The 21,841-nt window shown below is 71.8% G+C and carries 14 protein-coding genes; 10 read left to right on the top strand and 4 right to left on the bottom strand.

Annotated features, from left to right (window positions below):
- The first annotated feature begins 39 nt into the window (after positions 1–39).
- Positions 40–1,632 carry an ABC transporter substrate-binding protein gene (locus Q9R27_RS12580; protein WP_311252732.1) on the top strand — a complete coding sequence of 531 codons (1,593 nt, stop codon included), beginning with the start codon at positions 40–42 and terminating at the stop codon, positions 1,630–1,632.
- Here the strand turns inward: Q9R27_RS12580 and Q9R27_RS12575 are convergent.
- The gene (locus Q9R27_RS12575) at positions 1,601–2,842 is read right to left on the bottom strand and encodes an alpha/beta fold hydrolase (RefSeq protein ID WP_311252731.1); all 1,242 of its coding nucleotides are present in this window, start codon (positions 2,840–2,842) and stop codon (positions 1,601–1,603) included. The genes Q9R27_RS12580 and Q9R27_RS12575 overlap by 32 nt on opposite strands.
- A gap of 100 nt (positions 2,843–2,942) precedes the next feature.
- Positions 2,943–3,824 carry a hypothetical protein gene (locus tag Q9R27_RS12570; RefSeq protein ID WP_311252730.1) on the bottom strand — a complete coding sequence of 294 codons (882 nt, stop codon included), beginning with the start codon at positions 3,822–3,824 and terminating at the stop codon, positions 2,943–2,945.
- A 96-nt stretch (positions 3,825–3,920) separates the two neighbouring features.
- Between Q9R27_RS12570 and Q9R27_RS12565 the strand changes: the two genes are divergently transcribed.
- From Q9R27_RS12565 to Q9R27_RS12525, 9 genes are all read left to right on the top strand, one after another.
- Positions 3,921–4,763, top strand: a complete 843-nt coding sequence (locus Q9R27_RS12565; RefSeq protein ID WP_311252729.1) for a hypothetical protein — start codon at positions 3,921–3,923, stop codon at positions 4,761–4,763.
- Positions 4,764–4,840: 77 nt separating this feature from the next.
- On the top strand, positions 4,841–5,110 hold the full coding sequence (locus Q9R27_RS12560; protein WP_311252728.1) for a hypothetical protein: 270 nt from the start codon (positions 4,841–4,843) through the stop codon (positions 5,108–5,110).
- Positions 5,111–5,270: 160 nt separating this feature from the next.
- Positions 5,271–6,836 carry a peptidoglycan-binding protein gene (locus tag Q9R27_RS12555; RefSeq protein WP_311252727.1) on the top strand — a complete coding sequence of 522 codons (1,566 nt, stop codon included), beginning with the start codon at positions 5,271–5,273 and terminating at the stop codon, positions 6,834–6,836.
- Positions 6,837–6,887: 51 nt separating this feature from the next.
- Entirely contained in the window at positions 6,888–7,151 is a 264-nt protein-coding gene (locus tag Q9R27_RS12550) for a hypothetical protein (protein ID WP_311252726.1), read from the top strand.
- 73 nt (positions 7,152–7,224) lie between these two features.
- Positions 7,225–11,544, top strand: a complete 4,320-nt coding sequence (locus tag Q9R27_RS12545; protein ID WP_311252725.1) for an FtsK/SpoIIIE domain-containing protein — start codon at positions 7,225–7,227, stop codon at positions 11,542–11,544.
- Positions 11,541–14,342, top strand: a complete 2,802-nt coding sequence (locus tag Q9R27_RS12540; RefSeq protein ID WP_311252724.1) for a hypothetical protein — start codon at positions 11,541–11,543, stop codon at positions 14,340–14,342. Before Q9R27_RS12545 ends, Q9R27_RS12540 begins: the two co-directional genes overlap by 4 nt.
- 43 nt (positions 14,343–14,385) lie before the next feature.
- Positions 14,386–15,408, top strand: coding sequence for a MoxR family ATPase (locus tag Q9R27_RS12535; protein ID WP_311252723.1), 1,023 nt, complete (start codon positions 14,386–14,388; stop codon positions 15,406–15,408).
- Between the two features lie 3 nt (positions 15,409–15,411).
- Positions 15,412–16,569 carry a DUF58 domain-containing protein gene (locus Q9R27_RS12530; RefSeq protein WP_311252722.1) on the top strand — a complete coding sequence of 386 codons (1,158 nt, stop codon included), beginning with the start codon at positions 15,412–15,414 and terminating at the stop codon, positions 16,567–16,569.
- Positions 16,566–18,641: a transglutaminaseTgpA domain-containing protein gene (locus Q9R27_RS12525; protein WP_311252721.1), complete on the top strand. Its 2,076-nt coding sequence runs from the start codon at positions 16,566–16,568 to the stop codon at positions 18,639–18,641. Before Q9R27_RS12530 ends, Q9R27_RS12525 begins: the two co-directional genes overlap by 4 nt.
- 19 nt (positions 18,642–18,660) lie before the next feature.
- Here Q9R27_RS12525 and Q9R27_RS12520 read toward each other — a convergent pair whose 3' ends face one another.
- Both Q9R27_RS12520 and tig read right to left on the bottom strand, forming a co-directional pair.
- Positions 18,661–20,280 (bottom strand): serine/threonine-protein kinase, encoded by a 1,620-nt coding sequence (locus Q9R27_RS12520; protein ID WP_311252720.1) that lies wholly within the window; start codon positions 20,278–20,280, stop codon positions 18,661–18,663.
- 158 nt (positions 20,281–20,438) lie between these two features.
- Entirely contained in the window at positions 20,439–21,833 is a 1,395-nt protein-coding gene (tig, locus tag Q9R27_RS12515; RefSeq protein WP_311252719.1) for a trigger factor, read from the bottom strand.
- Between the last annotated feature and the right edge of the window lie 8 nt (positions 21,834–21,841).

Here is a 21,841-nt window from a genome sequence, read left to right as displayed (position 1 = left end):
ATCTTGAAATGAACCTGTCCAGGCAAAGTGAGGGATGACATGAACCGATTGACCCGCCAGGCGGCGATTGCCCTGGCCGCGGCGGCGCTGGTGCTCACCGGCTGCAGCTCGACCGACGACGACCCGAAGCAGGAGGGAGTGCCCGCGGGCTTCGCCAACGGTTGGGTCGTCGACCCCGATGACTCCGGCTCGCCCAGCCAGGGCGGGACGCTGCAGGTGGTCACCTATTCCGAGGCACGCTCCCTGGACCCCGCCGAGACCATCGCCAACGGGAGCAGCGGTGGCACCGAGATGGCGGCCGTCTATGACCTGCTGGTCCGCTATGACGAGGCGAGCAAGGAGTACGTGCCGCAACTGGCCGAGTCGATCGAGGCCAACGACGACTCCACCGTCTGGACGCTCACCCTCCGCGAGGGCGTCACCTTCAGCGACGGCACTCCTCTCGACGCCGCGGCGGTCGTCTGGAGCCTGGAGCGCTACATCGCCAACCGTGGCGGGCAGGTCTCGATCCTGGACCACGCCGTGGACACCTTCGAGGCCACCGACGACCTCACCGTGACCTTCACCCTGGCCAACCCGTGGCCGGGCTTCCCCTACCTGCTCGCCACCGGGCCGGGCATGATCGTGGCCCAGGCCTCCGATGCGAAGCCGGACGAGTTCACCCCGATCGGGGCCGGCCCGTTCGTCTTCGACCACTACTCCCCCCAGGAAGAGCTCGTCCTCACCGCGCGTGCGGACTACTGGGGCGGCGCCCCCAACCTGGAGGCACTGCGCTTCTTCCCGTTGGCCGTCGAGCAGGGTCGTCTCGACGTGCTCCAGTCCGGCGAGGCCGACGTCGCCTACCTGCGCGAGGGCGTGACCGCACTGGACGCCATCGAGGCCGGCTTCGGCGGCTTCATGGAGATCGGCTCCATCTCCCGCGGCCTGCTGCTGAACCACTCCCAGGACTCGGCGACCGGCGACGTACGGATCCGCCAGGCGATCGCCCACGCGATCAACCCCGACCTCTACAACGAGCGCACCGCCGACGGCCTGGCCATCATGTCGTCGCGGATCGTCACCGACCTGTCCGAGTGGGACATCGAGACGCCGGGCATCGAGTTCGACCGCGACAAGGCCAAGGAACTGCTCGACGCCGCCAAGGCCGACGGCTACGACGGCAAGATCAGCTTCAAGGGCGTCGCGAAGGTCTCGGAGAAGTCCGGCCTCGCCATCAAGGCACTCCTGGAGGACGTCGGCTTCACCGTCTCCCTGGACTATGTCTCCTCGGTCTCGGACCTGGTCGCGGACATCTACGTCAAGCAGGACTACGACATGGTGATCTGGGGCTTCGGGATGCCGGATGCCGCCATCTATCCCGAGCTCTTCGAGAAGGTCTACAGCAGCTCGAGCTCCAACATCGGCAAGTCGAACGACCCCGAGCTGGACGCGCTGATCCTCGAGCTCGGTGCCGCCGATTCCGCCGAGGACCAGACCGCGGCCCTAGAGAAGATCCAGGCCCAGTGGAACGAGACCGTGCCCTACATCTCCCTCGGCGCGACGCCGGAGTGGAACGCCTGGGGCGACGGCGTACACGGGGTGGTCCCCAGCATCGACTCGATCATGCTCTACGGGGACGCCTGGAAGGAGTGACCGGCTCCCCCAGCCACCGGGCGAGGTGACGGTGCACGTCGGGGTGGTTCAACAGCCCGAAGTGGTCGGTGCGGGGCAGGTGCAGTAGGTCCGCATCCGGGAAGAGCGCCGGTGCCCTCCGCGAATGGCCGTGCGCGGAGGGCACCTGGACCAGCAGGTCACCCAGCACCCGGCCCACCGGGTGGGTCGGTGACGAGGTCAGCGCTGCGGAGACCAGGCGGTACTTCACCCCCGGCATCGGCGGCACGTCATGGCCGAGCCCCTCGACCAGGTCCTCGATCCCGACCGAGCGCTGGTCGAGGATCCGGCCGAACGCCGACGTCTCGGGCAGGTGCGCCAGCACCCGGCTGCCCCGACCGGCCAGCACCGCTGCCGGGGCGCCCGCGTGCGGGCTGCCGAGGGTGATCACGTCACTGATCCGCTCGGTCCAGGGGCGCTCGTCGTCGATGGCGACCGCACAGGCGGCCCGGGCGATCAGCCCGCCCATGGAGTGGCCGACCAGCGCGATCCGCTCCACGCCGCCGGGCCATTGGGCCACCAGTTCGCGCAGCAGGGCGGCCAGTTCCACGCCGTTCTCCCGGATCGCGCGACCGGTGTTGACCCGCAGCATCACCGGCGACCAGCCCAGGCCACCCAGCGTCTCGGCGTACGTCGTGCCGACCTCGTCACGGTGCAGGCGCCAGAAGTCCTCGTTCTCGCCGAGGCCATGGATGAAGACCGCCACCCGCGGCGTGGCCCCGGGAAAGGCACTGGCGAGCGCGTCGCGGCGTACGGCGACGTCGCGGCCGCCCAGGCGCACCGAGATGTCGATGGCCAGCGAGGAGTCCTCCGCCTCGAACCGGTCACCGATCAGTCCGTTGATCGCCGAGCGGACGAAGCGGCCCTGCGGGGTCGCCTCCAGCCGCGGCCCGACGCCGGCCCGTCCCGCCGTGCGCAGGGCGAGGCCGGCTGCGGCCAGGCCGATCCCGATCGAGCCGTAGACGGAGTTGGCGATCGCGTCGTGGATCAGGTGCGGGGCGCGCGCCCGGCCACCGGTCACCTTGTCGGCAACGCTGTGGACGCGGGTGGCCCAGGCGCGGTGGGTGTCACGGACCGTGCCCAGGACCAGTTCGTTGCCGACGATGGTGGGCAACAGGCCGAGTACGTCGACCACACCGGGCTCGGGGCGAGCGGTGCGCGGGCGCAGGGTGACGGCGGTGGTGTGGGACATCGTGGTTCCTCGGGGCATCCAGGGAGTCTTCCGATTTGAGTGTACGCCTGTTCACTCAAATCGAGAAGGTGACGATGCTCCCACCGCGTCGGTCTCCTCGTCAGGCAAGCCAGCCCAGCAGCGCCTGGTGCACCTCGGGGTGGTTGACCAGCGTGGTCTGCCGCGACTCGACATGGTGCACCGACGCCGTCGGGAAGAGTTCCCGCGCGGTCCGCGGGCGGGTGGGCAACCGCTGGCGCCACCACAACAGTCCGCCCACCAGGCCCCCGATCAGGCTCGAGCGGGTCTGGTTCCGGTCCACCACCAGTTCATAGCGCGCACCGGGCAGTGCGGGTGCCTGCGGGTCGGCGTACTCCTCGGTGACGATCCCGGCGAGTTCCTGGTCGAGCTGGCGTGCCAATGCCGGTCCGGAGCCGGGCACCACCAGGTGCGGCGTACCGAGCAGGACGACGTCCTCGACCAGGGAGAGCCACGACTCCCCGCCGAGCGCATCGACGGCACACGCAGCGCGGAGCACCAGCCCGCCCGTGCCGTGGCCGACCAGGGCGATCCGGGTCAGCGGAACCGGCCACACGTCGACCAGTTCCTGGACCGTGGCGACCAGGTCGACGGCCACCTCGGACGGACGCAGCCCGGCATGGGGCAGCACGTGGACCGGCGTCCACTCCAGAAGCGAGGCGAGCCGGCTCGGATAGGTGCCCCCGACCTGGTCCAGGTGCGTTGTCCAGGCCGACTCGTCCTGCCCCGCATCGGGCACGAAGAGGACCAGTCGCCCAGTGGCGTGCGGGAAGGCCCGCTCGACCTCCTCCGGGGTGGTCGCGACGTCGCGTCCACCGCTGCGGAGCACCACCGCGTCCTCGTCGGGGTCACGGCGTACGGCGGGACCGGCCAGGGCCAGCGGGGCCCGGGAGAGCCCGAGCAGGCGCCACGGCAGGTCCACCAGGTCGCGCAGCAGGCCGGCAGCCGGGGAGGTCGTGGACACAACGAAGAGTCTGTGCCGCCCGGAGGGGTTGCTCAACCACCCACGCCGGGAATGAGACGGTTGTGATTGGATGCGGAGCGGACCAGGAGGACGCGGATGTTGCGGGTGACACTGCGCGGGGCGGGATTGCCGACCGTCGTGCTCGGATCAGGTGAGACGCTGCTCTTCGGGCGCGCGCCCTACCAGGCACTGCCCGACCGCGACGCCGAGGCCCAGGTCAACGTCACCGAACTCGCCCTGCCCCGCTGCGCCCCGCACGTCTCCCGCCTGCTCGGCGAACTCGTCCTCGGTGACGAGATCGTCCGGCTGCGCTGGCACGGGGCCGGCGAGACGCAGGTCTCCAGCCTCTTCGACGCCCCCGGCGGTGCCCGGCGGGTCACGGTCGCCGAGGGGATGTCCCTGCTGCTGGACGAGGGCGAGAACCACCTGGTCGTGATGCGCGGGCGCCAGGTCGACGCAACCACCTTCGAGGACCTCGCCATCATCGTCGACGTCACCCCCGCTGCCCCGGACACCGGGCAGCGCACCCGCCCGGAGGCCGACGACCAGATGGACGGCAACACCACCGCCCCGGCCCCGCACCTGCCACCGCTCTCCCGGGAGTGGTACGTCGCGCTGGCCCTGGCCGAGCCATGGCTGACCGGCACCGACGACTATCCGCGTCCCCCGTCGAACCGGGAGATCTATGAGCGGGTCCTGGCCTGGCACGGCTATGCCTGGAACCTGGAGCGCTCCCAGCGGGTCGACGACTCGATCCGGGTGGTCTCCAGGATCGCCTTCGGCCCCCGCGACGATCCGTTCAGCGGCGGCGGACGGGCCCAGAACGTCCGCTTCGCGATCGGACGCCGCGCCGCGGAGGTCCGCCTGGTCACCGCAGAGGACCTGGATCGGGTCGCAAGGGCCGCGACAAGGCGGAAGGTTCCACCCGCGCAGGCCTAGTCCGCCGTCGCTCCCCCTGCCTACCTTCGTCGACACCCGGGCCCGATCACGCGGCCCCGTCGATGAAGGAGCAGGACATGGCAACCAACGTGCAGGGCATGGACACCGAGCAGGCCCGTGAGATCTCGCAGAACATGAACCAGCAGGCCGGCCAGGTCGCCGGCGTCGTGGCCGGCATCTCCAGCATGCTCGCCGGCGTGCAGTGGACCGGGCCGGATGCGGCCAACTTCGCCAACGACTGGAACGGCAGCTTCGCGCCCCAGGCCCAACACGCCTCCGCCTCCCTGGAGGAGTCGGCCGGGGTGCTGCGCAACCACGCCGACCGCCAGGACGAAATCAGCAGGTGAAGCCAGTCCGGCCCGGGCACGACAGGGCTCGACAGGGCGGAATGTTCCACCCGTGAACTCCTCGACCACCGGGCAGGAACCGACCTAGCGTCACCGACGTCAGCAGCGGACCAGCCGCAGCGATCCACCGCACAGCACGCCACCAGGAAGGGAGGCCACCATGTCGTTCTTCGGAGCCGACACCGACGAACTCAACGAAGCCGGCAAGAAGTGCCAGGAGGGGGCCGAGACCACCGACCAGGTGATCCAGTACCTCCGCGCCCTGGTCATCGCACTCCGGGCCGCATCGTTCTTCACCGGCGGTGCCAGCGCCGCGTACGCCGAATACCTCACCAGCACCGTGATCCCCTGGCTGGAGAAGATCTCCGCGGCACTGAAGATGTTCGCCAACGTGCTGCTCTCCCACGCCAAGGCGCAGGACGACGCGAGCAACGGCCATGACGTCAACTTTGCCGCCCTGCCCTCCTACAGTTCGCCGCTGCTGCCCACCAGCAACACCGCCGACTATCCGGCGATCGTCGCCCCCGACTGCGGTGTCGCAGCCCCGGTCGCCGACGCCGGACCGACCGGCGGTGCCGGCGTGGCACCGGTCACCGGCGGCAACCAGCCGGCCGGGGTGGCCCCCGTCGGCGGCGTCGGTGGCGGCATCGGTGGTGTCGGCGTCGCCCCGGGCTCGCCCGGGACCGGTGGCACCGGAGCGTCCACGATCGGGATGCCGGTCAGCCCCGGCGGCGGTCAACCTGCTCCGGGCACCTCCTCGATCGGCACCGGTACGCCGTCCATCACCACCGCCTCGCCCCTGGCCGCCACCTCCGGCAGCGTCCCCGGCATCGGCGGGACCGGCGGCTCCAGCGGCTGGGGAGCCGGCACGACGGGCACGGGCACCTCGGGCACGTTCGGCACCCCGGCGAGCAGCGGCCTCGGGCTGGAGGGCACCCTCGGCGAGGCAGGCAGCGCCAGCGACACCGGCAGCACCCCGGTCTCCCGCGCCTTCGGCTCCACCCACGGGGTCGACGGCGTACCGGAGGTGGCGACCACGCCCGTCGCAGCCAGCGAGGCCGGCGCCGGCAGCGGGTTCGGCGCCGCCGGGATGATCGCAGGTGCTGCAGCCGCGATCGGCCTGGGTGGCGCAGCCCTGGCCCGCCGCGGCCAGAAGGCCACCGCAGGCGACATCGAACAACTCAGCGCCAGCAACGGTCGTGGCAGCCGCGGTGAGGACGTCCGTGCGCTGCAGGAGAAGCTGACTGCTGCCGGCTATGACCCCCACGACAGCGACGGCGTGTGGGGAGACCGCACCCAGGCGGCGTACGACGCATGGCGCGCGGACAACCCCGTGCAGGTCCGCCACGGCAGCGGCTACACCTCCCCCGACGGCTTCGACTATGCAAGCGTGCTCGGCGCCGCCGACAACCCGCACGTGACACCGGAGTTCCTGCGCGAGATGGAGGGCGTCGCGCAGCGCGTCGGCGCCCGGCCCGAGGACCTGATGAGTGTGCTGGCCGTGGAATCCGGGCGCACCTTCTCCCCCAGCGCCCAGCATCCCGAGACCCGGGCCACCGGACTGCTCCAGTTCCTGCCGGAGACCGCAGAGCGGCTCGGCACGAGCGTGGACGACCTCGCCCGGATGAGCGCGGTCGAGCAACTGCCCTACGTGGAGCGGCTGCTCAGCCAGAACCGCGGCCACCTGGGCGACCTGGCCTCGCTGAGCACGGCGACCAAGAACTGATCCACCCACCACCGAAGAAGAAACACCAACACCGAGAAGAAGGAGAAGATCATGGCCCTCAAGGGAATGAACGTCGACACCGGAGCCCAGGCCGCGCAGCAGATCAACGCGGGCGCCTCCGAACTGGAGGCCCTGACCGGTCGGATGACCAACGTGATCCAGGGGTTCGAGTGGTTCGGACCCGACGCGGACCGGACCCGGGAGCAGTGGAACAGCGAATACGCCACCATGCTGCGCCAGGTCCAGGCCCAGCTGCAGGAGTTCTCCCAGCTGATCAGCCGCGAGGTCCAGCAGCAGATCGCGGTCTCGCAGTAACACCCAGTCGAGGCGGCACGTGTTGACGCCAGCTGACGTCAACACGTGCCGACTCGGCGGACAGGAGCAGAGCATGCAGAGCTGGGCCCTCTCGCTGCGCGCCACCACGGAGAGTGGCGTGCCCTCGGCCGATGTGCGGATCCATGCCCGTCCCGACGCCACCGTCGCCGACCTGGCCCGCGAACTCGGCCACCACCTCGCCCCCGACCAGCACGGCCTGCTCCTGGTCCCCACCGAAGGGCACCACCCCTGGCCCGCCGACCGACGGCTGGCCGAGTGCGGCCTGCGCACCGGCGACCTGCTCGACGTCGTCTCGGCGCCACGCGGCTGGCTCACCCGCGACTCGGTCCGGAGCCGGCCACGCGCCGTACTGCGGGTCACCGAAGGTCCCGACCGGGGACAGCGGGTCCACGTCCGCGGCAACGCACTGACCATCGGCCGGGCCGGCACCTGCACCCTGCGCCTCAGCGACCCGCTCGTCTCGCACCAGCACGCCCGCGTGGTCCTCGGCACACGCCCCACCCTCTTCGACGAGGGATCGGCCAACGGCACCCACGTCGCCGGCCAGCGCCTGCGGGGTGCCCGCGAACTCGACTGGGGTACGCCGTTCCAGGTCGGCTCCTCGACGCTGGTCATCGATCCCGGCGAAGTGACGGGCGAGGAGCCGGCCGTCTCCGTCTATCGCTCACCCCGCTTCGGGGAGCCGCTGGCCGAGGGACTCCTCGAGGTGTCGGCCCCGCCCACCAGGCAACGCCCCAGCCCGCTGCCGTGGACCATGGTGTTGATGCCGATGGTGCTCGGCCTGGCGATGCTGGCCAGCTCCCGCAGCCCCTACACGATGATCTATCTTCTCGCCTGGCCGTTCATCGGCATCGGCGGATGGTGGCAACAGCGCCGGGTCGCCGAGCGCCACTTCACCGAGGAGGTCGCCGCCTGGCGCGAAGAGGTCGACGAGGCCCTCACCGCCATCGACGACGCCGCCATCGCCCAGCGCGAGCGAACCCTGGACGACCACCCCGACCCGGAGACGGTGCGGCTGCGGGCGACCGCCGCCGACCCGCGGACCTGGTCCCGCACCGAGGAGCGCAGCGAGTTCCTGACCGCACGGGCCGGGCTGGGTCCGGTGCCTGCGCTGCTCCGCGGCACCGTCAAGGAAGGCGGCGACCGGGAGATCCGTCGCTCCGCCCTGGCCGAGTTCACCTCACGCGGTGACCTCGACGCGATGCCGGTGCTCCTCGATCTCACCACCCACGCATTGGTCGCCGTCACCGGCCCGGTCGAGGTGACACCCGGCGGAAGCGGGTCCGCGGTCGACGACCTGGTCCGTGCCCTGGTGCTCCGCCTCGCCCACGACCACTCCCCCCACGACCTCAGCATCGCCGGCTGCTTCGGGGCCGGACGCGCCCACCACGAGGCCTGGCTGCGCTGGCTGCCGCACGCCGCACCGCGCGTCGGGGGTGCCCCTCCGGTCGCCGTCGGCACCCGGGCCGCCACCGCCCTGCTCGACCAGCTCGCCGTCGAGGACCAGTCCCGCGGACACACCATCTGCCTGGTCGACGAGGAGGCTGGTGTCCCGCGGCGCACCCTGGAGGCCATCGCTGCCCAGGCCGGCGACCGGGGGCTCCACCTGGTCTGGATGGGCTCGGATCCCGACGTGGTCCCTGCCGCGACCGGACTGCTGGTCGACCTCGCCGGCGGCCGCGTCGCCATGGCCGACCGGGCCGGCGAGATCAGCCTGGCCGTCCCCGACGGTGCCAGCCTGGACCAGGCATGGCGCGGTGCCCGGGCGATGACCGGGTACGTCGACGAGGCGGCGCTGCTGCCCGCCAGCACCGCGCTGCCCCGGGTGGTGCGGTTGCCCGAGGTGAGCCCGGACTTCGCCGACCTGGACCGGGTCGACGCGGTGCTGGAGCGCTGGCGCCAGTCGGTCGGCCTGCGTGCCCAGATCGGAGCCGGCGTCGACGGCGTGGTCACCATCGACCTGCGTGAGGACGGCCCCCATGGCCTCGTCGCCGGCACCACCGGCTCCGGCAAGAGTGAGCTGCTCCAGTCCCTGATCTGCTCCCTTGCCCTGAACAATCCACCGTCCCGGATCAGCTTCCTGCTGGTCGACTACAAGGGCGGGGCAGCCTTCCGTGAGTGTGCCGACCTCCCGCACACGGTCGGCTATATCACCGACCTGACCCCGGCCCTGGTGACCAGGGCACTGACCTCCCTGAGCGCGGAGATCGCCACTCGTGAGCACCTGCTCGGCACCTATGGCGTCAAGGACCTGGTCCAGCTCGAGCGCGAGCACCCCGAGGCCGCACCCCCGAGCCTGCTGATCTGCGTCGACGAGTTCGCGGCGTTGACGGCCGAGGTCCCCGACTTCGTGGACGGCATGGTCAACATCGCCCAGCGTGGGCGCTCCCTGGGCATGCACGTGCTGCTGGCCACCCAGCGCCCCGCAGGCGTGGTGACCGGCAACATCCGTGCCAACACCGACCTGCGGATCGCGTTGCGCGTCGGCGCCGTCGACGACTCCAGCGACGTGATCGACTCCGGCGAGGCGGCCCGGATCTCACGGCGTACCCCCGGCCGTGCCTGGATCCGCCGCACCGGGCACGGCACTGCCGAGTTGGTGCAGTCGGCCTGGGTGGGTGCCCGCGAGCCGATCCAGGATGCCGGCAACCCGATCCGGATCGAGCCGTTCACCGCCCTGGGCAGCTCCGAGGAGCACGCTGCGAGCGAGGTGCGCCTCGACCCCCGGACCGACCTCGAGCGGTGCGTCGCCACGATCAACAGCGCCTTTGCCCGGACTGGTCAGGCACCGCCGCCGCGTCCCTGGCTGCCGGCCCTGTCCGAGCAGCTCGACCTGCCGGTGGAGCGGCTGCGCGACCCCGCTGAGGGCCGTCCCACCGGTCGGGTCCTGCTCGGCCTGGTCGATGACCCGCAGAGCCAGCGCCAACCCGACTGGGTGCTCGACTATGCGGTCTCCGGGCATCTCCTGGTCCACGGCGCTTCCGGTTCCGGCAAGAGCGAACTGTTGCGCACCGTCGCCCTCTCGGCTTCCCTGGGCGACACCCTCGGGGCAGGAGCGACCGCGCCGTACGTCTACTGCCTGGACTTCGCCGGTGGTGGCCTCTCCCCACTCGGGGACCTGCCGACCACGGCCGCGATCGCGACTCCGGCCGAGCCCGGCCGGGTGATGCGGATGATCCGGCTGCTCAAGCGGACCGTCACCGAGCGGACCCAGGCGCTGGCCGCCAACGGGTGCGCCGACCTCGACGAACTCGCCCGGATGGGCCTGGCGGTGCCCCGGGTCTATCTCCTGGTCGACAACCTGCCCGCCCTGGTGGACTCGCTCGAGTCCGCGGGTGGCCTGGCCCGCGAGCACGTCGACCACCTGCAGACCGTGTTGCAGAACGGGCGCCGGGTCGGCATCCATGTGAGTGCCACAGCGCCGGGCCGCGGCGGGGTGCCGTCATCGCTCGGTTCCAGCTTCGGCCGCCGGGTGGTGCTCCGGATGACCACCGGTGACGACTACGTGATGCTGGGGGTCCCCGGCAACGTGCTCGACACCGACACCTGCCCGGGACGAGGGCTCGAAGGGCGCAGCGAGGTGCAGGTGGCCTCCATCGGCGGCGCTGGTACGCCGGCCCAGGCCGAGCACATCGCGGCCGCGGCCCGGCTGCTGCTCCCGGCCCTGGCCACACGGGCCGAGGCACCGGTCCCGGCCATGCCTGCCCGGCTGCCGGCCACCCTGCTGCCCGCGGCCCAGGGACTGCGCTTCCCGATCGCGGTGGACATCGACGCGGTCGCCGTGATCGAGGTGGACCTCGCCGCCGGCCCGGTCCTGGTCGCCGGCAAGTCACGGACCGGACGGACCTCCGCCCTGGACGGCCTGGCCGCACTCGCCGCGCGCAGCGGCCCGGCACCGACGGTGTTGCGCGACCGCGATCCCGAGCGGCTCGCCGCTGCGCTCGCCGCCTGGTGCGAGCGGACGCCGGAAGGTTCCGGATCGACTGCTCTGCTCATGGTTGACGACGCCCACCTGTGGGAAGGTTCAAGCAGCACGAACGACGCACGAGCAGCAGCGGTGGCCAGTCTGGTCCGGGCCGTGACCGACCGTCGCAGCGATCTCGGAGTGGTCGTCACCGCAGACGTGGCCGAGGCACGGAGGGCCGCTCCTGGAGGACTGCTGGCAGCGGTCCGCAACTCCCGGAGGGGATTCCTGCTCCAGCCCGACTGGGCAGATGGCGACCTCTTCGGGGTGACGGTGCCGACGAAGACGGTCGAACCACTGGCCGGACTCGGACGCGGCCTGTGGTGTACGTCGGGAACGGCAACCGGAGCCCAGCTGATCAGCGGGGCCCCGGTCTCGGAGCAGGATGGAAGCGAGGAAGAGCGATGAGCATCTCGGATATGGGCCAGCGACTGCGCGGCCTCTTCGGCGGGCGCAGCAGCCGCAAGAGCCGTGGCTCGCGCGGGACCGCCGAGTTGAGCGTGGTCGTGGTGGCCGCATCCCTGGTCCTGGGGGTCCTCTTCGGCGACGGACTGAGCCGCACCTCAGTGAACCTCGGCGACGGGCTGAGCTGGCTCAAGGACGAGCCCACCGGTGAGGTCATCCAGGTCAATCCCGCGACCGGTCGCCCCGAGGCACGGATCGGTGTCGGCGATCCGGGTGACTCCCTGGACATCGCCCAGTACGACGGCAGGCTCGTCGTGATCAACCGGAGCACCGGGGAACTGATCTCGTTCGACCTCGCCACCCTGCTCGCCTCCGGACAACGGTCCATCACCGGTGGCGACGCCACCGACATCCTGCTCCACGAGGGCAAGGTCTTCGTCCTGGACCGTGCCGAGGGCAGCCTGGCCGCCATCGACCCGGTCACCACGGACATCCTGGGCGAGGTCTGGATCAGCGAGCCCGGCATCGTCGACGGCCAGGTCGACGGCACCGGACGCGTCTGGATCCTTGACGACACCGGCCTGGTCACCGGACTCGACTGGAGCGACCAGGCCAGCGCATTCGTCTCCGAGGGCACCCGGCAGGTGAAGGGCTCGGGGCCATCCTCGGTCCTGGTCGGCCATGACACCGGGGTGACGCTCTTCGGGCCTGACAACGGCATCGTCGTCCAGATCGGCACCGACGCCGACATCGTGGCCACCGCCCCCAGCCTCCGCGGCCAGGTGCTGCAACCGGACTCCAGTCCGGCGCACATCGTGCCGGTGGCGGCCCCCCAGACCTCCAGCATCGTGATCGTGGGCGACTCCCAGGTGCGCGAAGTGGGCCTCGGCCCGGTGGGGTGTGCGGAACCGGGACGCCCCGTGGTCTTCCACGAGGTGGTCTACGTCCCGTGCATCAAGGCGGGCAAGGCGATCCGGCTCCATCCGGACGGCTCGGTCGCCGGCGGGGACATCCTGCTGCCCGAGGGCGACGGCGAGGTCGAGTTCGTCGTCGACGAGGGCCACCTGCTGATCAACGTGCAGGGCGCCGACCGCGGCGTCCAGGTCCTGCCCGACGGCAGCACCCGCACCTTCCTGCGCCAGGACCCCACGGTCCCGGTCCAACCGGTCCGCAGCGTCGGCAACCAGCCCGTTGGCGGGGCGCAGGCCACGGTGCCTGACATCCCCGACCTGGTCTCCCAGAACCGCAGGGACGGGTCGGAACGCACCCCGCCGCGCCAGGCGCCCCCCGGCGAGGACACCGTGCTCGACCCGCCCGACGCCCCCCAGGATCCCGGCACCCGGAATCCCGGCAACCAGGGCCCCGACGACTCCGGCAACCTCGACACCGGTGGCACCGTCGACTGCACCGTTGACCCGACGGCCGAGGGCTGCGACGACGCGGGCAATGGTCCCGGCGACGGCACCGGCGGCGACACCGGTGAGGATCCCGACTGCGAAGCCGACCCCACCGCCGAGGGCTGCGAGGAGGCCGTCGAGCCACTCACCGCACCCACCTCCGTGGTCGCCACGCTGCAGGGTGACGGCAGCGTGACGATCACCTGGGCGCACAGCGGACCGGCACCCACCGACTTCACCGTGCGCATCGATGGCGGGGCCGTGGTGTCGACCGTCGCCCCCGGGGTGCGCCAGGTCGTGGTCACCAGCGTCCCGGCCGGCGTACCGAGCCGGTTCGTCGTCACCGCCCGCCGCGCCGCAGAGAGTCGGGCCTCGGCCCCCTCCAACGCGGTCACCCCGGCGGTCGCGGAGCCGATCAGCGCTCCTACCGGTGTCTCGGCAACCGTCCAGGCAAACGGGAGCGTGCAGGTCAACTGGTCCTACACCGGCGCCACCCCTGAGGATTTCACCATCCGCATCGACGGTGGGTCCACGCTGGCCACCGTGAACGGTGGAGCCCGCCAGGCAGTGGTCACCGGCGTGCCGACCGGCACCCCGAGCCGGTTCGTGGTGACCGCGCGCCGCGGCGGCGACACCATGGCCTCGGCCCCGTCCAACCAGGTGACCCCGGCCTCGCGGCCGGGAGCGCCGGGCAGCGCCTCGGCCACCTCGTCCTTCACCGCGAGCGGCACCACCCAGACCGTCACCGTCGCGGTGGACTGGACGGCGGCACCGGCCAACGGTTCCCCGGTGACCTCGTATGCGGTGACCGTCGCGGGCCCGAACGGCACCCGCACCTTCACCACCAATGGCAGCGGCCGCAGCGGCACCGCGACCTGGACCTGCGACTGGGGCGCCGACCCCGGCTGCGGACTCTCCTCGGGCACCTACACCGTCTCGGTGAAGGCAACCAATGACCAGGGCGAGGGCCCCGCGGCCACCACCAGCACCTCCCAGGACGTGACCACCACGGCACTGCCGACACCGAACCAGCCGATCGCCACCGATGCCCAGACCGGCTTCCTCGGCATCGAGGGCTGGGGCAGCACCACGATCGTGATGGCTCCACCCTCGGACTGGCGCAACTTCGACGGTGTCTGCCGCTATCAGCACACCGGCAACATGGGCATGGACGGGAGGCCCGTCCCGGACTCCGGCACGGTTCCCTGCAGTGCGACCTCGCTCGAATTGAGCATCCAGCACGGGATCATCCGCGGCGGGCCCGACCCCTACACCGGGGGCACCACGACCCTGAGCCACCAGATCACGTTCACCGCAACCAATGCGAACGGGACCGTCACCTCGCAGACGTTCGCGTGGCAGGAGACCCAGCAGATGCTCTGCCAGCAGTGCCAGATCCCGTGACCCGACCCCGTCGTCCCGACCCGTCCGTCCGAAAGGCCAGCACGTGACCACCACCGCCTCCCGCCCCGTCCCTCCGGAGCCCCCGGGCGGACCGGCAGCACCACCGACCGAGCGCGACATCGCGGACTTCCGGGAACTGCACCGCCGCGCGGGGGATGCGATCGAGGGTGCGGTCCACGGCAAGCGGGCGATCATCGACCTGGTCCTGGTCGCCACCTTCACCGGCGGACACGTGCTCCTCGAGGACGTGCCCGGCACCGGGAAGACAACACTTGCCCGCGCCACCGCCCAGGCGATGGGCGGCACGGTGCGCCGGATCCAGTTCACCCCCGACCTGCTGCCCGGCGACGTCACCGGTACCACCGTCTTCGACCCACGCGACGGTGCGGTCCGGTTCCGGCCCGGTCCGGTCTTCGCGAACGTGGTCCTCGCCGACGAGATCAACCGTGCCGCCGCGAAGACCCAGTCGGCGCTGCTGGAGGTGATGGAGGAGCGCACCGTCACCGTGGACGGCCAGGGACACCGGGTGCCCGAACCGTTCGTCGTGATCGCCACCCAGAACCCGATCGATCTCGACGGCACCTATCGGCTCCCGGAGGCGCAACTGGACCGGTTCCTGATCCGCACCGCCCTGGGCTATCCGGACGTCGAGCACGAGATCGACGTACTCCGCCCGGGCAGCCACGCCGGCGAGATCGCCGACGTCGCCGCGGTCACCTCCCCCGACGAGGTCGCCGGGCGAATCCAGCGGCTGCGCCACCTGCACGTGGCCGACCCGTTGCTGCGCTATGTCCGCGAGGTCGGTGATGCCACCCGCAAGGAGCCCCGGGTGCGCCTGGGCGCCAGCACCCGCGGGTTGCGAGCCCTGGTCCGGTGCCTGCAGGTGTACGCCGCCGCGCAGGGCCGCCACTACGTGATCCCCAACGACGTCCAGCGACTGGCCCGGCCAGTGCTGGCCCACCGGATCGTGCTGACCCGGGAGGCGATCCTGGCCGGCCACACCCCGGAGTCGGTGCTCGACGACGTACTCGACACCGTCGAACCGCCCCAGCCCGACCAGGGCTGAGCGATGGGCGCGCTCACGGCACTGACCGCGCGAGGGAGGTGGGTCCTGCCCTCGGGCCTGCTGCTCACCGCGGCCGGGATCGGCTGGCGTTATCCGGTCCTGATCGGGCTGGGCACGGTGCTGGTCGTGCTGGTCGTGGCGGAACTCGTCGCGATCCACCATGCCCCTGCCCTCGGCGTACGCCGTGTGGTCTCGCCCGAGGTCGTCACCCGCAACGAACCCTGCTGCGGAAGCCTCCACCTGGCTGGGCGGCGTCGCGGCGGACTGGTCCACACCGATGCCGCCGACCAGGTCGACGGGCGCCTGGTCCCGGTCCGGCTGCGCGAGCACGACGGTGAGGCGGGAACCCGGGTCGACTACGACATCCCCACCAACCGCCGTGGCCTGGTCGACGTCGGTCCCGTCCAGGTCCGGCGTACCGGGCTGAGCGGGATGGCCACCACCCTGCAACCGGCCGGGGACGTGGTCCAGGTGCGGGTGCTGCCCCGACGGATCCCGATCGCCGGGCTCGCCCCCGGGCACCGACGGGCGGTGAACGCAACCGGCAACAGCCTCGAGTTCGGCGGCACGGACCTGGTCGGGCTCCACGAATACACCGTCGGTGACGACCTGCGCCGGCTGCACTGGCCGAGCAGCGCCCGCACCGGCACGCTGATGGTCCGCGAGGACGCCGATCCGTCCGAGCCGCACGTCTTCGTCCTCCTCGACGACCGGGCCAGCAGCCACCGCGACGCCGACTGGTTCGAGGAGTGCGTCGAGGTGGCCGACGCACTGTGCCGCGCGGCGATCACCGCCGGGAGCCCGCTGCGACTGCGCACCGCCAGCGGGCGCCACGAGATCGACGTGCCCGGCAGCCACGCCGGCCACCCCTCGCCCGACGCCCGGGAACTGGAGTGGCTGCTGGCCGAGGTCCAGCTCCACGACGACCCGGCGCTGGCCGACCTGGGCACCCGCGACCTCGACGTCCTCCTGGTCGTCACCGGCGCCGCGGCCGACCTGGCCGAGGTCACCCTGGCCGGAGCCCCGGCGCTGTCCACCACCCTGCTGGTCCTCGATCCGACGCCCACCGTGACCGTGGAGTCGCGCGCCTCGACGACCCTGCTGCGCGGTCGGAGCTCGGCCGACCTGGCCTCGGCCTGGGAACGGACGGTGGCCCGATGAATCGCAATGCGATCGCTGTCGGCGCCTGGGCCTGCGCCCTGCTGGTGCTCGGCTCCCTGGGCCCGGCCCGGGCCTGGTCGGCACTCCTGCCGGCCCTGGCCCTGGCCGCGGCTGCCGTCGTGCCATTGCTGGTGCTGCGTGGGGTGCTCCGCCTGGGGGTCTCGCGCTGGGCCTCCGCCTCCGTGCTCGCCCTGCTGCTGGTCCTGCTCGGCTACCTGCTCTCCGCCCGGGCCGGGACCCCGCTGGTCCGGACCGTGACCGATGCCATCCCGATGCTGCTGACCGAGCCCCAACCGCTGGCGGTCCGCGCGGACCTGCTGGCGGCACCGGTCCTGCTCTGTGGCGTGGTGGGCCTCCTGGTCGGACTCCGGCTGGACAAGCGCGGACGGGTGGCCCCGGTGGCCGGTGCCGCGGTGCTCCATGTGGCGGGGCTCCTGTTGACCTCGGGTTCCTCGGACCCGTACGGCCTGCTCAGCGCGGCGCTCGTGGTCGTGTCGCTGGCGGGCTGGGTGCTGCTCGACGACCACGCGTCCACGGCTCGCACCCGGATCGGGGTGCTGGGCCCGGTTGCCGCGCTCGCGGTGGGGGCGGTGGCCTTCACGGCCGCGGTCCCGGTCTCCAATGCCTTCGACCCGCGCAGCGTGGTCCGTTCGCCGCTGGTCCAGGTCACGGCGGCCAACCCGATGCCGCAACTGGGTGCCTGGAGTGCCAACCCACAACGGGAGATCATCCGGGTCACCGGACCCGAGGCCCCCCTGCGCCTGGTCACCCTCACCGACTTCGACGGGGTCCATTGGTCCTCGGCCACCCGGTTCGCCCGGCTGGGCTCGGCGTACTCCTCCGGCCCACCGGCCGGCATCCGCCAGGAGGAGTTCACCCACCGCATCGAGTTGCTGGACCTGACCGGCCCCTGGCTGCCGGTGCCCGGTGCGCCCGAGCACCTCTCCTCCCCCGAGGCGCTGGCCGACCCGACGACCGGGACCGTCTACCTGCCCGGGCGGCCCGAAGGGTTCACCTACACCGTCACCGGTCGGGTCGATGCCCCCACGCGCGCCCAGTTGAGTGCCGCGTCGGTGCCCGTCACCGGACGCTTCGCCGACTACCTCGCCGTGCCGGACCTGCCCTACGCGCTGGCCGAGTACGCCGCCGAGGCGACCCGCGGGGCGGCCACGGCCTATGACCGCGCACTGGCCGTCGAGGCGGCCGTGCGCGGCGACCGCGACTATTCACCCACCGCGATCTCGGGCTCGGCGTACTGGCGCATCGAGCGGTTCCTCCTGGGCAGCACCGACCAGCCCGGCGGCCAGGTCGGCGGTTCGGAACAGTTCGCCACCGCATTCGCCGTCATCGCCCGGCAGAGCGGCCTGCCGACCCGGGTCGTGGTCGGCTTCCGGCCCGGCACCGCCCAACCGGACGGCAGCCGGATCGTGCACGGCGAGGATGCGATGGCCTGGCCGGAGGTCTATTTCGAGGGCCTCGGCTGGGTGCCGTTCTCCCCCCTCCCCGACGACCCGACGTTCGCCCACGAGGACGTGGACGATCCGCCCCGGGAGACGACCACACCCACCCAGCAGCCCTCCGACGACCCGAGCGTGCCCGAGCAGCTCGACCCCCACCAGCCCGGTGGTGCGGACTCCGGGGAGGACCCGGCCGCGGCGCCGGCCGGCAGCACCGACAGGACCTTGTTGCTGGCGGTGGGACTGGCCGCCTTGGTCCTGGCTCCGCTCTGCGTGCTGTGGCTGCTGCGCGCCGTACGCCGCCTGCGCCACCGACGCCGTGGAGCGCGCGGAGCCTGGGCCGAGGTTCTCGATGCCTTCGTGCTGGCCGGGATCCCGTTGCGCACCGGGGACTCCGCGACCGACGTGGCGCTCCGGGCCGAGGCCGTGCTGGGGACACCCGCGGCGGGCGTGATCGCTGAGCGTGCCGAGCGGGCGGCCTATGCGCCGGCCGGCACCCCGGTCGAGGACAGCTGGCCGGCAGAAGTCGCCGACGTACGCCGTGCCGCGCGGTCCCGGGTGCCGTGGTGGCGGCGCTGGTGGTGGTCCTTGGATCCCCGACCGTTGCGCCGCTGAACCGGGCGATGCCTTGGCCTCAGGCGTTGGGGAACCAGCACTGGTGCTTCGAGGTGCCCACGTGTCCGTTGACCACGGCACTGACCACGTAGCAGATCCGCTCCGCGTTGGGGTCGGCTCCCTCGACGGTGAAGGTGGTGACGCCGGGATCGACCTGGGCGATGAACCGCTCCTCGGGGGCGACCTGGGCGATCACGAAGGTGGCCTTGCCCTTGGACCTGTCCACCCACTCGATGGTGGCGCTGGTGCCGGCCCCGGTGACCGACCGGATCACCGGGCGGATCGAGTCGTCGGGGACCATCGGCTGCATCTGCCCCGCAATGGTCGGGGGTGTGGAGAGCGTCGGGATCTCACCCGACGGTTGGCCGCTGCTACCGGCCGGACCGTTCACGGGCTCGTCGCCGCCGCGTAGCCAACCGCCCAGCACGCCCATGGTCACGCCGACGCAGAGCGCGACCACGCCGAGGACCAGGGCGGTCCGGACGCGTCCGCGGGACTCCTCCTCGCCCGGCCCGGACGCACCGTCGGCGTCGCCGCCACCGTCGGTGCCCCGGTCCTGCACCGGGCGCTGCCCGCCCGACACGAGGCCGGTCGGCTCGTCGTCGACGGCCGGAGTGGCCCGGTCGTGGGCAAGGACGGAGAGCGCCACCGGAACCGGGTCCAGCTGGGGCGAGTCGTCGCTCCCACTGGGCTGCGTGGCAGCAGGTCGCGGAGCGGTGTCGCTGCCCGCCCGGACACCCGTCGCCTCCGGCGCCCAGGCGTTGACCGCGACCCGCTGTTGCTCCAGTGCCTCCAGCATGGCCGCGGCGCTGGGCCAGCGCTCGGCCGGGTCCTTGGCCAGGGCGCGGTCGATCACCCGGACCAGGCCCTCGTTGTCGGCCGTCACCTCGATCCGGCGGTGCGGCTCGGAGCGCGCCCGACGCAGGTAGGCGAGCACCGTGTCATCGGCCGGATCGCTGGCCGCGAACGGCGTACGTCCGTCCAGCAGCGTGAACAGCGTCGAGCCGAGTGACCAGATGTCATCGGCCGCGGTCGGCGGATGGCCGTCGAGGATCTGCGGTGAGGCGTGGCGGACGGTGAACCGCTCTGCCGAGGCAGTGTGCTCCGAGTCCGCGAGCCGGGCGATGCCGAAGTCGGCAAGCACCCACGAGGTGGGCAGCACCATCACGTTCTGCGGTTTCACGTCCCGGTGCAGCACTCCGTGATCGTGGGCGAACTGCAGCGCGTCGGCCAGGACGCACCCGATCGCCACCACCTCGGCAGCCGGGATCGGCCCGACCTCGCGGAGCCGGTGGTCCAGGGAGCCGGCCTCGTAGAGGTCCATCACGATCGCCGGCCGCCCACTCGCCGTGGTGCCGGTGGCCAGCACGGTCATGATGTTGGGATGCTGGCGACCCAGGTCGACGGTGATCGCGATCTCGCGACGGAACCTGGCCACGGTCTCCTCGTCATCGACCAGCAGCACCTTGATCGCGACCTGCCGGTCGAGGGAGACCTGCCGCGCCCGATAGACCACGCTGTCGCCGCCGCGCCCGATCTCGACCAGGTCCGCATAGCCGTCCAGGGTCTCCGCGGCAGCCTCCGGCTTCGCGCTGGGAGTGGGCGGCATCCAGGCGCGGTCGTGTTCGGGTCGCGACATCGACACCTCCTCTGGCCGGCCGCCCCGGGTGGACAGCGCGACGCGAGCCTACCCAGAAGTTCGCGGGTGATACCTGCTCAGTTGCGCCCGGGCCTTGGAAACAGTGAAGCCTTTCCGGCACCTGGTGCCGGAAAGGCTTCACTCTGGTTGATCAACGCTCAGGCGTCGTCGCCCTCGCTCGCTGCCTCGGCCTCGCCCTCACTAGCAGCCTCAGCCTCGGGCTCACCGATGGTGCCGTCGGGGCGCAGGTTCTTCAGCTCCACCACGTTGCCGCTGGCGTCCTTGACGACGGCCGCCTCGACGATGGTCGACAGCGCCTTGCCGCGCAGGATCTCCTGGACCAGCTCGGGGATGTGGTTGTGCTCGAACATGTGGTTCGCGAACTCCTGCGGGTCCTGGCCGGACTGCTGGGCGCGCCGCACGAGGTGCTCGGAGAGCTCGGCCTGGTCGATGCCGAACTCCTCCTTCTTGGCGATGTCGTCGAGGATGAACTGGGCGGCGATCGCGTCGCGGACCCGGCGCTCCAGGTCGGCCTCGAACTCCTCGATGGTCTGGCCCTCGTCCTCGAGGTACTTCTCCATCGTCATGCCGGCCATCATCAACTGCTGCTCGATGTTCTGCCGGCGCGAGTTGAGCTCCTCGGTGACCAGGGTCTCGGGCAGCGGGATGGAGACCTTGTCGAGGATGACCTCGAGCACGGCGTCACGGGCGGCCGCAGCCTGCTCGAGGCGCTTGCCGCGACCCAGGCGCTCGCGCAGGTCGGCGGAGAACTCCTCGGCGGTGTCGAACTCGGAGGCCAGCTGGGCGAAGTCGTCGTCGAACTCCGGCAGCTCCTGCTCCTGGACCTCGTTGACGGTGACCTCGACCTCGACGGCCTGGCCGACCAGGTCGCCACCGACCAGCTCGGAGGAGAAGGTCTTCGACTCGCCGGCCGACAGGCCGGTCAGGGCCTCGTCGAGACCGTCGAGCATGCCGCCGCGACCGACCTGGTAGGACATGCCAGCAGCCTCGGCGCCGTCGACGACCTCGCCATCCTGGCTGGCCTTCAGGTCGATGGTGACGTAGTCGCCGTCGGCGGCCGGGCGCTCCACGGCCTTCAGGGTGCCGAACCGCTCACGCAGCGCCTGGACCTGCTCCTCGACGTCGGCGTCGGTCACCTCGACGTCGTCCACCGATGCCTCGATGCCGTCGTAGTCGGGCAGCTCGTAGTCGGGCTTGACGTCCACCTCGGCGGTGAACTCCAGCAGCTCGTTGTCCTCGAGCTTGGTCACCTCGATGTCGGGCTGGGCCAGCGGGGTGAGCTCGTGCTCCTGGAGCGCAGCGACGTACTTCTCCGGGAGGGTCTGGTTGATCGCCTCGTCGAGGACCACGCCGCGGCCGACCTGGCGGTCGATCACCATCGGCGGGACCTTGCCACGGCGGAAGCCGGGCACGTTGATCTGCTGGGCAATCTTCTTGTACGCCGCGTCGAGGCTCGGCTTGAGCTCCTCGAAGGGCACCTCGACGGTCAGCTTGGCCCGGGTCGGGCTCAAGGTCTCGACGGCGCTCTTCACAGGTTTCT

The sequence above is a fragment of the Nocardioides sp. AE5 genome (assembly GCF_031844485.1).
Taxonomy (GTDB): Bacteria; Actinomycetota; Actinomycetes; order Propionibacteriales; family Nocardioidaceae; genus Nocardioides.
This window is presented reverse-complemented; position numbering and strand designations above follow the sequence as displayed.